This is a genomic window from Exiguobacterium sp. S22-S28, from assembly GCF_043359615.1.
Classification (GTDB): Bacteria; Bacillota; Bacilli; order Exiguobacteriales; family Exiguobacteriaceae; genus Exiguobacterium_A.
This window is the reverse complement of the sequence record NZ_JBHFFC010000032.1, coordinates 1-12,880: the sequence shown is the minus strand read 5'-3', so window position 1 is coordinate 12,880 and position 12,880 is coordinate 1. Positions and strand designations below refer to the sequence as shown.

The window sequence follows — 12,880 nt, the reverse complement described above, 5'->3', positions numbered from 1 at the left end:
TATCGATTGAAGAAAATCAATCAGTTGATGCGGAGAGGAGGCCTACGATGAACCGAGCAGTGAAGAATACCCTTGTGTTTGGGGTCATTTTTCTAGCTTTGATCTTGTTTCTGCAATACTTGCAGAGTCCAGTGAACAAAAGCAAAGAAATCAATTACACACAGTTTGTCGAGTCTGTTGAAAAAGGTGATGTGAAGACGGCGACGTTCCAGTATGAGGGACAGACGTATAATGTCACAGGGGAATTACGTGAAAAAGATACGACATATGAAACGGTCGTACCGGCTGTTGATACCGAACTGACGGATTTGTACACGCAATTGCGTAGCCAAAACGTCAAGATGGACTTCAAAGCAGCAGAAACAAACGGTGGTTGGATTGCACTCTTGACGACAATCGTGCCATTCATCATCATCTTCATCCTATTCTTCTTCTTGATTAATCAAGCACAAGGTGGCGGCGGCGGCGGTCGTGTCATGAACTTCGGAAAATCGAAGGCGCGCCTGTATGATACAGAAAAGAAAAAGATTACGTTTGATGACGTTGCGGGAGCGGATGAGGAAAAACAAGAACTCGTTGAGGTTGTTGAATTCTTGAAAGATCCACGCAAGTTTGCCCGTCTCGGTGCCCGTATTCCAAAAGGTGTCCTCCTTGTAGGTCCTCCAGGTACAGGTAAAACATTGCTTGCCCGTGCAGCAGCTGGTGAAGCCGGCGTCCCGTTCTTCTCGATTTCAGGTTCTGACTTCGTTGAGATGTTTGTCGGTGTCGGTGCATCACGTGTACGTGACTTGTTTGAAAATGCGAAGAAAAACGCACCATGTATCATCTTCATCGATGAAATCGATGCGGTTGGTCGCCAACGTGGCGCCGGTCTCGGCGGCGGACATGATGAGCGCGAACAAACATTGAACCAACTTCTCGTTGAGATGGATGGATTCAGTGAAAACGAAGGTATCATCATGATCGCAGCAACGAACCGTGCGGATATCTTGGACCCGGCTTTACTCCGTCCAGGTCGTTTTGACCGTCAAATCACGGTTGAGCGTCCAGATGTCGTCGGACGTGAAGCGGTATTGAAAGTGCACGCACGCAATAAACCACTCGATACAACGGTTGATTTAAAAGCCATCGCACAACGGACACCAGGTTTCTCTGGTGCGGATCTTGAAAACCTGTTGAACGAAGCAGCACTTATTGCCGCCCGTACCGACCGTGACAAGATCTCAATCGTCGATCTCGAAGAAGCAATCGACCGTGTCATCGCTGGACCAGCGAAGAAGAGTCGGATCATTTCACCAAAAGAGAAAAAGATTGTCGCATGGCACGAAGCTGGTCATACGATCATCGGTGTCACACTCGATGATGCGGATGAAGTGCATAAAGTAACGATCGTTCCTCGCGGAAATGCCGGCGGTTACGTCATCATGCTTCCGAAAGAAGATCGCTACTTCATGACGAAACCAGAACTTGAAGATAAGATCACTGGATTACTTGGTGGTCGTGTCGCGGAAGATATCGTCTTCGGTGAAGTTTCAACCGGAGCAAGTAATGACTTCCAACGTGCGACAGGTCTTGCCCGTAAGATGGTCATGGAGTTCGGGATGAGTGAAAAACTCGGACCGCTTCAGTTTGGTTCAGGTCAAGGTGGAAATGTCTTCTTAGGACGTGACTTCCAAAACGAACAGAACTATTCGGATGCGATTGCCCATGAAATCGATAAGGAAATTCAAGCGATCATCAACAAGTGTTACCAAAAAGCGAAAACGATCTTAACGGAAAAACGCGATCAGCTTGATTTGATTGCGACGACGTTACTTGACGTGGAAACGCTTGATCAGAAACAAATTCACCATCTCTTAGAGACGGGCGAATACAAGAAAAATCAACCTGAAGTGATTGCAGAACCAAAAGTGGATGAGAAAAAGCCGGAATCGACGACACCTGTCATCGATCAACCGACAGAATCTCCGACACAACGCGGCTCTGTCATCGACGAAGGACAAAATGTCGATACGGAAAAACCAGATCAACCACGTCGGGATGATCAAATCTAATCACTCATCCAACACCGTTCAAACGAACCGGTGGATGAGATGAAAGATGAATGGATTTCGTTTGACCAAGAGATCAGTATTCCCAAATGGGAGGCTGGTCTCTTTTTTTGTAGAGGTACTAGTCGGCAGCACGCACTTCGATAGGTGATGCCTAAACTGCATGGTATAATCACATCGTATATAGTAGTTATCGTCAGAGAAAAGTGGGGAATCAGATGATTTTAGTAATTGATGTGGGAAATACGAATATCGTACTTGGCGTTTATGATGAGCAGACACTTGTCCAACATTGGCGGATTGCCACGGATCGTACACGGACAACGGACGAGTACGGCATGTTGGTCAAAGCCCTGTTTCGGGATGCAGACTTAAACGTGGAAGACATTGAGGGAATCGTGTTATCATCTGTCGTACCCCCTGTCGTGTTTCCGCTCGAGAACATGTGCGTCCGTTATTTTAACCGACGTCCATTTGTGATCGGACCGGGAATCAAGACGGGACTTGACCTAAAAGTCGATAATCCAAGAGAAGTCGGGGCAGACCGGATCGTCAATGCCGTCGCAGCGACGGTCAAATATGATGGTCCTTTAATCATCGTTGATTTTGGAACAGCAACGACCTATTGTTATATCGATTCACAAAAACGTTACTACGGTGGAATCATTTCACCGGGTGTCATGGTGTCGACAGAAGCCTTGTATAACAAAGCAGCGAAATTGCCACGAATCGAGATTGCGAAACCGCAGTCGACGATTGGCCGCAATACGGTACATGCGATGCAGTCCGGTACGTATTTCGGATACGTCGCGCAAGTCGATGGACTGGTCCATCGGATGAAAGCAGAAATGGGAGAAGCGACTGTCATTGCGACAGGTGGACTCGCCCGATTAATCAGTGAGGAATCCGCGACGATTAAAATCGTTGATCCATTTTTAACGCTGGACGGGTTGCGGATTATCTACGAACGAAATAAGTGAGGGAAAAATAATGAAACGTGAAGAATTATTAGCACAATTAAAAGATGATTATTTGGTCAGAGCATTAGGGTTTAACGGCGAAGTCCGCGCTTTTGCGATTCGTTCGACGAAAACTGTTTACGAAGCACAACTCCGTCATCAGACGACACCGGTCGTCACGGCAGCACTCGGTCGGACGCTGACGATTGGTGCAATGATGGGAACGATGCAAAAAGGGGATACCCGTGTGACGCTGAAAGTCGAAGGGGATGGTCCAATCGGAAAAATCATCGTCGATGCGGATGCGAAAGGGCAAGTCCGAGGATATGTCAGTCATCCGCGTGTCGAGATGGATACGTACGTCAACAGTGACGGTTTGACGAAATTAAAAGTCGGAGACGCAGTCGGCCGCGGAAACATTTCCGTCATCAAGGATTTAGGTCTGCGTGACTTCGTCGGTGGACAGTCACCGATTCAAACAGGTGAGATCAGTGAAGACTTTACGTATTACTTCGCGGTTTCTGAGCAAAGTCCATCTGTCGTCGGAGCAGGCGTCCTCGTCTATCCGGAAGATGAGTCGGTCATAGCAGCAGGCGGCTTGATCGTTCAATTGATGCCGGGTGCATCGGAAGAAACGATTGCGGCACTCGAACAACGAGTTGCTGCGTTAAAACCAATCTCGATTCTGGTCGGTGAAGAAAAAACACCGGAAGAGATGTTAGGTCTCGTTTTAGGTGAGTCGTTCGAAGTGCTCGATACGATTCCAGTGGCCTTTAACTGTACGTGTGAGCGTGAAAAATTAGCAACGGCGATTGTTTCACTCGGACCGGATGTGATTCAAGAGATGATTGACGAAGATGGTGGTGCAGAAGCTGTGTGCCATTTCTGTTCAGAACATTATCAGTATGGCGTTGAAGAATTACAATCCCTTCGCGAAAAATCACTCGAAAGAGCATAAGAGGGTCTGAAAATGGGAACTGTAAACTCTAAGTACTTGTGGATGTTGATTTTCATTTTGTTACTGACGAACTTTTTGACAGGTGCCTATGCGTTTATGGGAGAATTGCCGAAAGTGGATTCACCGAAAATTGTTCAAGACAGCATCGGTGGGCCACTGGAAGAAGTCGTTGCAACAGTCGGTGACGAGGACATTACGCGGGCGGATGTGTATCAAGTGATGCGTAAGGAACACGAAAAAGAAACACTCGATCGTCTGATTGCGGAAGCAGTCGAAAAACAGTCGGAAAAAGGATCAAAGCCGACTGTAAAACGCTTTGATTGACAATTTTCATCCAATCCGTGGATAATTGATCTATCGGATTACTTGGAATTAAAGCTTTTCATTATGAGGAGGAATGGTCATGCGCATTGCGAATTCAGTATTGGATTTAGTCGGCCGCACGCCGATCGTAAAATTAAATCATTTGACAGGACCGGAAGATGCAGACGTATATTTGAAGTTGGAATATATGAATCCGGGATCAAGCGTCAAAGACCGAATCGCTTTAGCGATGATCGAATCGGCAGAGGATGCCGGACATCTGAAGGCGGGTGACACCATTATCGAACCGACCAGCGGAAACACCGGGATTGGGCTTGCGATGGTCGCTGCTGCCAAAGGATACCGTTCGATTCTCGTCATGCCGGAAACAATGAGCATGGAACGTCGAACTCTTCTTCGTGCGTACGGTGCGGAGTTGATTTTAACACCCGGTCCGGAAGGGATGAAGGGTGCAATTGCTCGAGCGACGGCAGAAGCGGACGAACATGGTTATTTCATGCCGCAACAGTTCAACAATGAAGCGAACCCGGTCGTTCACGAAAAAACGACGGGACCGGAAATCGTCGAGGCGTTCGAAGGATTAACGCTCGATGCTTTCATCGCAGGAATCGGAACGGGCGGTACGATCACCGGTGCTGGAAAAGTCTTGCGTGAGGCGTTCCCGGGAATCGAGATCATCGCAGTTGAACCAACGGATTCACCTGTTCTTTCGGGTGGAAAACCCGGTCCACACAAGTTGCAAGGCATCGGTGCCGGATTCGTTCCGTCGATTCTTGACACACAGATTTATGATGGTGTCGAGCAAGTGACGACGGAAGAAGCGTTTGATCATGCACGTCGCGCGGCCAAGTCGAACGGAGTGCTCGGTGGTATTTCTTCCGGTGCAGCGATTGCTGCCGCCTTGAAGACGGCAACACGCTTAGGAAAAGGTAAAAATGTTCTGGCGATCATTCCGTCAAACGGAGAACGCTACCTCAGTACACCGTTGTATCAGGTGGAAGAAGAAGCAGACAGCTCAAAACTATAATCTTAACAGACTCAGAGGTTCATTCCGGTTGTTCGGAATGGACCTCTTTTTCCTCGTCGGAAAAAATAGGACTTGCGTTTGAGTCGTCCGTCTGACTGATTTTTTGCGTATAATGAAAACAGAATAGCTCGGAAGTGGAGGAACAAGCGTGCGACAGACAGTATACGAAGCATTTACATGGACGAAGGAACAATTTTATAACCGGTACGTCGAATTGACGGCAAACCGGACCGGACACGTCTGGCTCGAAAGTGGACGAATCGGGGCTTATACGATGGCGGGGGTCCGACCGGTGGGACACATTCGGACAAAAAATGGTCTCACGACGGTGACGGTGTCCGGGGAAGAAACAGAGACGACAGATGCCCCGTTTACGATCTTGGAGGACATCCGTTCACGATACGCCTCGGCTCGACCGACGGGAATGCCGCCGTTTTTTGGAGGACTGGCGGGATACGTCAGTTATGATGCTGTCCGTTATTTAGAACGCCTGCCGCAGCGGGCGGCGGACGATCTGGAGACGGCTGATCTTTCGCTCTATTGGTACGATGAGGTGGCCGTCTTTGATCACGAGAAAAATCAATTATTTGTTGCCGTCACCCGTGACACGGAAGTGGAAGCCCGTCTGGCATTAGTCGAAGAAGTCGCTTTGTGGCGGCAAGTGAGTCCGGTACCGGTGTTTCAAGTTCCAGGTGTCAAGCGTCCTCAGCGGGACCGTTCCTTTAAGCGGCGTGATTTCATTCAAGCCGCTGATCAGATCAAGCAGTATATCGAGGCGGGCGATGTTTTCCAAGTGAATCTCGCCGTCCGGCAACAGGAGCCGCTCCACACGACACCAGCACATATTTATGATGTGTTGCGGACCGTCAATCCCTCTCCCTACATGGGCTATTTTGCGGATGAGGAACTGGTTCTCGTGTCGGCGTCACCTGAGTTGCTCGTTGAAAAAATCGATTCAGCCCTCGCGACCCGTCCGATTGCAGGAACCCGTCCGCGCGGCAAAGATGAAGAAGAAGATTTTGCCTTAGCGAAAACGTTGCTCGATAACGAAAAAGAACGAGCGGAACACGTGATGCTCGTCGATCTCGAACGAAATGATTTAGGACGGGTCAGCCGCTACGGTTCGGTTCATGTCGATGAGTTGATGGTGATTGAGAAATATTCACACGTTCAACACATCGTCTCGAACGTCCGGGGTGAGATTGCGGAAGGTGAGACCGGAAGCAGTGTCCTTGCCGCCATGTTCCCGGGAGGTACGATTACCGGTGCGCCTAAAATCCGGACGATGGAAATCATCGAAGAGCTTGAACCGGTCCGCCGGGGAATTTATACCGGCTCACTCGGTTTTATCAGCTGGGCAGATGATGCGATTTTCAACATCTTGATTCGGACGCTTGTCGCAAAAGACGGGATGGCGTATATTCAGGCGGGAGCCGGAATCGTGACGGATTCCAATTCAGAAAGTGAATATGAAGAATCACTCAGTAAGGCGAAGGCGCTTTGGGTCGCCAAAGAATTAGCGGAGGGAACGACATGATTGTACTGATCGATAACTATGATTCATTTACGTATAATTTGGTACAGTATTTTGGAGAACTTGGACAAGAAATCCGTGTTTTCCGAAACGATGCGATTACGATTGAGGAAATTGAAGCACTGGCTCCGGATCATTTGGTCATTTCCCCGGGACCATGTACTCCGAACGAAGCCGGAATCAGTTTAGAAGCCATCCGCTATTTTGCCGGTCGTCTGCCGATCCTTGGTGTCTGTCTTGGGCATCAGGCAATCGGTCAAGTGTTTGGTGGAAAGGTGGTCCGGGCAAAGACGTTGATGCACGGAAAAGTGTCCTTGCTTACCCATGACGGTTCCGGCATGTTTACCGGAATTGAACAGGAGACGCCGGTGACGCGCTATCATTCGCTTGTCGTCGAACGAGAAAGTTTCCCGGACGCCTTGACGATGACGGCAGAAGCAGAAGGGGAAATCATGGCTCTTCGTCATAAAGAGTTGCCGATCGTTGGCGTCCAGTTCCATCCGGAAGCGATTTTGACACGTGACGGGAAACAGATGTTAAAAAACTTTTTGGAGTTGACACACTATGTATCTTTGGCATGATGGACAGATAAAACAAGAAGAAGATGTACGCATCTCGCCGCTCGATCACGGTTATCTATACGGGATGGGGGTCTTTGAGACATTTCGGACATACGCGGGTCATCCGTTTCTCTTTGATGATCACATCGAGCGTCTGCAGATGAGTTGCGCGGCAATCGGCATCAAATTGCCTTACGGACGTGATGATTTATTGGCGGCGGTTGAAGAATTGTGTCGTGTGCACGGAACGGGAGATCTCTACTTCCGTTTAAACGTCTCCGCCGGTGCCCGTGAAATCGGTCTTTCGATTGAACCGTATGAGCAACCGACCGTTTTGTTGTATGCGAAATCGATCGGTTCCAGACAGATGGCGGAACGGGCGCTTGAAACCGTTCGTTTGCCCCGGAGTACACCGGAAACGAGTTATCGATTGAAGTCACATCACTACATGAACAATCTGGTCGCCAAACGTCAGTTGTTTAATCAAGAGGCAGAAGGTCTCTTTTTGACAAAAGACGGTTTTATCTGTGAAGGTATCACGTCGAATATCTTTTGGCGCTATGGAGAAAGATGGTACACGCCACCACTTGAGACAGGCGCCCTCAATGGTATCACCCGTCAATTCCTGATGGAAGAGTTGCCTGTCGAGGAACGGCTGGCGTTATTGCCGCAATTGACGGAAGCAGATGAAATTCTTTATACAAACTCGGTTCAAGAAGCGGTCGCGGTCTCTTCCTTGGACGGGCGAACGTTCCCGGGTGTCAAAGGACACGGGTATCAAGCAGTCCGGAGATTGTTTGATGGCGCGATCCAGTCGAAGTGGTCGAGGAGGGAAAAAGGATGACGAAAATCATGGGGATTCTTAACGTGACACCGGACTCCTTTTCCGATGGTGGAAACTATGTGGATATCGAGCAGGCAGTCCGGCATGCAAAACAACTTGTCGCGGACGGAGCGGACGCGATTGATGTCGGCGGTGAATCGACGAGACCGGGCGCTTCATTTGTCTCGGCTGAAGACGAAATCGACCGTGTTGTCCCGGTCATCCGGCGTTTGAAACGTGAACTGGATATATTGGTGTCGATTGATACGTATAAACCGGAAGTCGCCGAAGCCGCTGTTCGTGCCGGAGCAGACATCATCAACGACGTCTGGGGATCGAAATGGGGGGACGGCTCGATGGTCGACGTGGCAGCCCGGCATGACGTCCCGATTATTTTAATGCACAACCGCTCAGAACCTCATGGACCGGATATGCTGGCTGAAGTACGGGCGGATTTGGAAGATTCGATTCGATTGGCGAAACAGGCCGGAGTGTCAGAAAACCACATCTGGTTGGATCCCGGCATCGGGTTCATGAAGACGCATCAAGAAAACTTATTTTTAATGCGGCATCTGTCGATTACGACGGACTTTGGTTATCCCGTCCTGCTCGGGACATCCCGTAAGTCGATGATTGGGCTGACGCTTGGCTTGCCGGCTGATCAGCGTGTCGAAGGGACGATTGCGACAGTCTGTTACGGCATTCAACAAGGATGTGAATGGATGCGGGTGCATGATGTACAGGCGGTCAAACGGGCAGCCCTCATGATGGATACGATGTTGGCTGCGGAATTACCGGGAGGAGAATGAAGATGGATCGGATACAGGTGACCGGTATGCGTTTTTACGGATACCATGGTGTGTTTGCAGAAGAAACAAAGTTGGGTCAACGCTTTAACGTCGATCTGACGATTGGTCTTGATTTATCAAGTGCCGGTAAGACGGATGATTTACGCGAAAGTGTCAATTATGCGGAGTTATATGAAGTCACGAAGCGGGTCGTCGAAGGGAAGCCGTTGCAACTCGTCGAAGCGCTCGCAGACCGGATTGCGGAGCAGGTGCTGTTGCTCGATTCTCGAATTCTTGAGACGACGATCAAGGTCATTAAACCGGATCCGCCGATTGCGGGACATTATGAACATGTTGCCGTTGAAATCCACCGGAAACGGGGCGATTATGCATGAATCGTGCCTACATCGCACTGGGATCAAATATCGGTGATAAAGCGGGACATTTGGCAGCTGCGATTGACGCTCTGCGTCATCTTCCGACGACACAGGCAATCCGTCCTTCATCCGTTTATGAGACGGCTCCTGTCGGCTATACTGATCAAGATTTGTTTTATAATATGGTGATTGAACTGGAGACAGATTTACCGGCGGAACAACTGTTGGACGTTCTCCAACAGATTGAACAGCAGGAAGGAAGGAAACGGCTGTTTAAAAATGGGCCGCGGACACTGGATCTCGATATCCTTTTATATAACAGTGAGATGATTCAAATGGATGGACTGACAGTACCGCATCCACGTATGCAGGATCGGGCATTCGTACTGGCTCCGCTGGCCGAACTCGTATCCTCTTATATTGTTCCCGGCTTAAATCAGACGGTTGCTGAACTCTATCAGGATTTACCGGAAGCAGAACGAACAGATGTCAGACGGATTGGGTCGGGATTGGTTGAAGGAAGAAGGGAAAAAAAGAATGACAGGATTTAAAATTGGAGAAGTCGAATTGAACAACCGTGTCATTTTAGCACCGATGGCGGGTGTCTGTAATCCTGCGTTTCGTTTGATTGCAAAAGAATTCGGGACAGGTCTCGTTTGTGCGGAAATGGTTAGTGATAAGGGCATTCTTTATGAAAATGAACGAACGATGCAGATGTTATACGTCGACGACCGGGAAAAACCACTCAGTCTACAGATTTACGGGGGATCCAAGGAAACGCTTGTAAAAGCTGCCCAGTATGTCGATGCCAATACGAATGCCGATATCATTGATATCAATATGGGCTGTCCTGTACCAAAAGTGACGAAGTGTGATGCCGGAGCGAAGTGGTTGCTTGATCCGGACAAAGTCTATGAGATGGTCCAGGCGGTCTCGCAAGCGGTCGATAAACCTGTTACGGTCAAAATGCGGACCGGTTGGGACAGTCATCATATTTATTGTGTCGACAATGTCCGGGCCGCAGAAGCAGGAGGGGCGAAGGCTGTCGCGATTCATGGACGGACCCGTTCGCAAAAGTATGAAGGGGTCGCCGATTGGAACATCATTGGTGAAGCAAAGCGGGCGGTCAACATTCCGATTATCGGAAATGGTGACATTCAAACTCCGCAGGACGCGCAACGGATGATTGATGAAATCGGGGTGGACGGTGTCATGATCGGTCGGGCTGCACTCGGAAATCCGTGGATGTTGTACCAGACAATCCAGTATCTTGAATCCGGTACGTTACCGACTGAACCGACACCACGAGAGAAAATCGACATTTGTCTGTTGCATGCAGCACGTCTTGTCGCGCTCAAAGGAGAAGATCTTGCGGTGCGTGAGATGCGGACGCATGTCGCTTGGTATTTGAAAGGTTTGAGCGGGAACGGTCAAGTACGGAAAGCTTTGTTTGACATTCATACGCATGCCGGTCTGCAAGAGTTGTTGCGTCAGTATGTCGAAACATTGGAAACAACTGCCGTACATGCGTGACACGTAAAGTATGGTCGGGATTACCCGTTTTATGGTACGCTAATGCCATTGAAGATGAGCGAATCGGTTTTACTAGAGCTGTCGGTCATACCGGCAGCTTTTTCATCGAATAAGTAAAAACCATCGTGAACCATTATAAAAGGAGTGAAGACAGTGAGTCAGGACATGGAAATGAACGATCAAATGCAGGTGCGTCTCGGTAAGATGAACGCCATGCGTGAACAAGGACTCGATCCGTTTGGCGCCCGTTTCGAACGTACGACAGATACGACGAGTATTCGCGCTGCTTACGGCGAACATGAAAAAGAAGAATTGGCAGAACTGAAGCCTGACGTTTCCATCGCGGGTCGCGTCATGACGACACGTCGTAAAGGGAAAGTCGGTTTTACAAACGTCCAGGACGTGAATGGTCAAATCCAATTGTATGTACGCAAGGACGATGTCGGCGAAGAAGCATATGAAATTTATAAGACGTGTGACCTAGGCGATATCGTCGGAATCAGCGGTTATGTGTTCAAAACGAATGTTGGTGAACTGTCGATTCACGTCACGTCGTTTACTTTGCTGACAAAAGCATTACGCCCGCTTCCGGATAAATACCACGGATTAAAGGATGTCGAACAACGGTACCGTCAACGCTACCTTGATTTGATTACGAACAACGAATCACGTGAGACGTTTATTGCACGCAGTAAAGTCATTCGCGGTATTCGTCAGTACCTCGACAGCCTCGGATACTTGGAAGTTGAAACACCGATGCTGCATACAATCGCGGGTGGTGCATCGGCACGTCCGTTCATTACACATCACAATGCACTCGATATGACACTTTACATGCGGATTGCCATCGAATTGCACCTCAAACGGTTAATCGTCGGTGGACTTGAGAAAGTCTATGAAATCGGTCGTGTCTTCCGCAATGAAGGAATCTCGACACGCCACAATCCAGAATTTACGATGATTGAACTGTATGAGGCGTACGCGGATTACAACGATATCATGAATTTGACGGAAAACCTGATTGCTCATGTAGCACAAGAAGTGCTCGGTACGACACAAGTCACGTACGGCGAAGATGTCATCGACTTGTCTGTCGGTTGGAAACGTGCGCATATGGCGGATCTGGTCAAAGAAGCGACAGGTGTTGATTTCTTTGAAGAGATTTCGAAAGAACGTGCCCATGAACTCGCACACGAACACGGTGTCGAAGTCCAAGCGCATATGACGACGGGACATATCCTCAATGAATTCTTTGAACAGAAAATCGAAGAGTCACTCGTTCAGCCGACATTCGTTTACGGACATCCGGTTGAGATTTCGCCACTCGCGAAGAAAAATCCGGAAGATCCTCGTTTTACGGATCGATTTGAATTGTTCATTGTCCGCCGTGAGCATGCCAATGCCTTTACAGAGTTAAATGATCCGATCGATCAACGTGAACGTTTCGAAGCCCAGCTGGTTGAAAAAGAAGCAGGGAATGATGAAGCGCATGAAATGGACAATGACTTTATTGAAGCACTTGAATATGGTATGCCACCGACTGGTGGACTTGGAATCGGAATTGACCGTCTCGTCATGTTATTGACGAATTCTCCGTCGATTCGCGATGTACTGTTGTTCCCAACGATGCGTCATCAACAAAACTAATTTGGAACGGTTATTCCCTCGTCTTTCTTCATATAGAAGGAAGCGGGGGGATTTTTATTTATATTCCATCCATAAAAACCCCTTAATCAATGAGGAGTTTGTCGGAATAATCTTGAGTAAAACCGGGAATAAAAACATTTTAAATGTTTTTCTAATAAAACACTTGTGTAAACAAAAACTCCATGGTATATTACTTCTTGTGCCGCGAATGGTTGTGACACACCGAAAAAAATATCAAAAAAAGTTGTTGACAATCGTGTCAGTAACTTGGTAAGATATTAAAGTCGCTGAAAACGACA

Annotated in this window: 13 protein-coding genes; all 13 read left to right on the top strand. The window is 48.5% G+C overall.

Annotated features, from left to right (window positions below):
• Nucleotides 1-47: 47 nt before the first annotated feature.
• The 13 genes from ftsH (at nt 48) to lysS (ending at nt 12,581) form a co-directional block, all read left to right on the top strand.
• Nucleotides 48-2,054, top strand: a complete 2,007-nt coding sequence (gene ftsH, locus ACHA8N_RS15550; RefSeq protein WP_147512635.1) for an ATP-dependent zinc metalloprotease FtsH — start codon at nt 48-50, stop codon at nt 2,052-2,054.
• A gap of 215 nt (nt 2,055-2,269) precedes the next feature.
• Nucleotides 2,270-3,031, top strand: a complete 762-nt coding sequence (locus tag ACHA8N_RS15545; protein ID WP_147512634.1) for a type III pantothenate kinase — start codon at nt 2,270-2,272, stop codon at nt 3,029-3,031.
• Between the two features lie 10 nt (nt 3,032-3,041).
• Nucleotides 3,042-3,968, top strand: a complete 927-nt coding sequence (hslO, locus tag ACHA8N_RS15540) for an Hsp33 family molecular chaperone HslO (RefSeq protein ID WP_393966252.1) — start codon at nt 3,042-3,044, stop codon at nt 3,966-3,968.
• A gap of 12 nt (nt 3,969-3,980) precedes the next feature.
• Nucleotides 3,981-4,292 (top strand): SurA N-terminal domain-containing protein, encoded by a 312-nt coding sequence (locus ACHA8N_RS15535; protein ID WP_147512632.1) that lies wholly within the window; start codon nt 3,981-3,983, stop codon nt 4,290-4,292.
• A 79-nt stretch (nt 4,293-4,371) separates the two neighbouring features.
• Nucleotides 4,372-5,319 (top strand): cysteine synthase A, encoded by a 948-nt coding sequence (gene cysK, locus ACHA8N_RS15530; RefSeq protein WP_393966251.1) that lies wholly within the window; start codon nt 4,372-4,374, stop codon nt 5,317-5,319.
• A gap of 148 nt (nt 5,320-5,467) precedes the next feature.
• Nucleotides 5,468-6,856, top strand: coding sequence for an anthranilate synthase component I family protein (locus ACHA8N_RS15525; RefSeq protein ID WP_147512630.1), 1,389 nt, complete (start codon nt 5,468-5,470; stop codon nt 6,854-6,856).
• Nucleotides 6,853-7,434, top strand: a complete 582-nt coding sequence (locus ACHA8N_RS15520; protein ID WP_147512629.1) for an anthranilate synthase component II — start codon at nt 6,853-6,855, stop codon at nt 7,432-7,434. The genes ACHA8N_RS15525 and ACHA8N_RS15520 overlap by 4 nt, the downstream gene beginning before the upstream one ends.
• The gene (locus ACHA8N_RS15515) at nt 7,418-8,257 is read left to right on the top strand and encodes an aminotransferase class IV (protein WP_393966250.1); all 840 of its coding nucleotides are present in this window, start codon (nt 7,418-7,420) and stop codon (nt 8,255-8,257) included. Before ACHA8N_RS15520 ends, ACHA8N_RS15515 begins: the two co-directional genes overlap by 17 nt.
• Nucleotides 8,254-9,045: a dihydropteroate synthase gene (folP, locus tag ACHA8N_RS15510; protein WP_147512627.1), complete on the top strand. Its 792-nt coding sequence runs from the start codon at nt 8,254-8,256 to the stop codon at nt 9,043-9,045. The genes ACHA8N_RS15515 and folP overlap by 4 nt, the downstream gene beginning before the upstream one ends.
• 2 nt (nt 9,046-9,047) lie before the next feature.
• Nucleotides 9,048-9,419 (top strand): dihydroneopterin aldolase, encoded by a 372-nt coding sequence (folB, locus tag ACHA8N_RS15505; protein WP_147512626.1) that lies wholly within the window; start codon nt 9,048-9,050, stop codon nt 9,417-9,419.
• Nucleotides 9,416-9,952: a 2-amino-4-hydroxy-6-hydroxymethyldihydropteridine diphosphokinase gene (folK, locus tag ACHA8N_RS15500; RefSeq protein WP_147512625.1), complete on the top strand. Its 537-nt coding sequence runs from the start codon at nt 9,416-9,418 to the stop codon at nt 9,950-9,952. Before folB ends, folK begins: the two co-directional genes overlap by 4 nt.
• The gene (gene dusB / locus ACHA8N_RS15495) at nt 9,939-10,934 is read left to right on the top strand and encodes a tRNA dihydrouridine synthase DusB (protein WP_147512624.1); all 996 of its coding nucleotides are present in this window, start codon (nt 9,939-9,941) and stop codon (nt 10,932-10,934) included. The genes folK and dusB overlap by 14 nt, the downstream gene beginning before the upstream one ends.
• Nucleotides 10,935-11,099: 165 nt before the next feature.
• The gene (gene lysS / locus ACHA8N_RS15490) at nt 11,100-12,581 is read left to right on the top strand and encodes a lysine--tRNA ligase (protein WP_393966265.1); all 1,482 of its coding nucleotides are present in this window, start codon (nt 11,100-11,102) and stop codon (nt 12,579-12,581) included.
• The last annotated feature ends 299 nt before the right edge of the window (nt 12,582-12,880 follow it).

Coding starts and splice junctions, on each gene's coding strand:
- dusB (WP_147512624.1), top strand. CDS start 9,939: ATGACAGGATTTAAAATTGGAGAAGTCGAATTGAACAACCGTGTCATT.
- hslO (WP_393966252.1), top strand. CDS start 3,042: ATGAAACGTGAAGAATTATTAGCACAATTAAAAGATGATTATTTGGTC.
- folB (WP_147512626.1), top strand. CDS start 9,048: ATGGATCGGATACAGGTGACCGGTATGCGTTTTTACGGATACCATGGT.
- folP (WP_147512627.1), top strand. CDS start 8,254: ATGACGAAAATCATGGGGATTCTTAACGTGACACCGGACTCCTTTTCC.
- ACHA8N_RS15515 (WP_393966250.1), top strand. CDS start 7,418: ATGTATCTTTGGCATGATGGACAGATAAAACAAGAAGAAGATGTACGC.
- ACHA8N_RS15535 (WP_147512632.1), top strand. CDS start 3,981: ATGGGAACTGTAAACTCTAAGTACTTGTGGATGTTGATTTTCATTTTG.
- cysK (WP_393966251.1), top strand. CDS start 4,372: ATGCGCATTGCGAATTCAGTATTGGATTTAGTCGGCCGCACGCCGATC.
- folK (WP_147512625.1), top strand. CDS start 9,416: ATGAATCGTGCCTACATCGCACTGGGATCAAATATCGGTGATAAAGCG.
- ftsH (WP_147512635.1), top strand. CDS start 48: ATGAACCGAGCAGTGAAGAATACCCTTGTGTTTGGGGTCATTTTTCTA.
- ACHA8N_RS15545 (WP_147512634.1), top strand. CDS start 2,270: ATGATTTTAGTAATTGATGTGGGAAATACGAATATCGTACTTGGCGTT.
- lysS (WP_393966265.1), top strand. CDS start 11,100: ATGGAAATGAACGATCAAATGCAGGTGCGTCTCGGTAAGATGAACGCC.
- ACHA8N_RS15520 (WP_147512629.1), top strand. CDS start 6,853: ATGATTGTACTGATCGATAACTATGATTCATTTACGTATAATTTGGTA.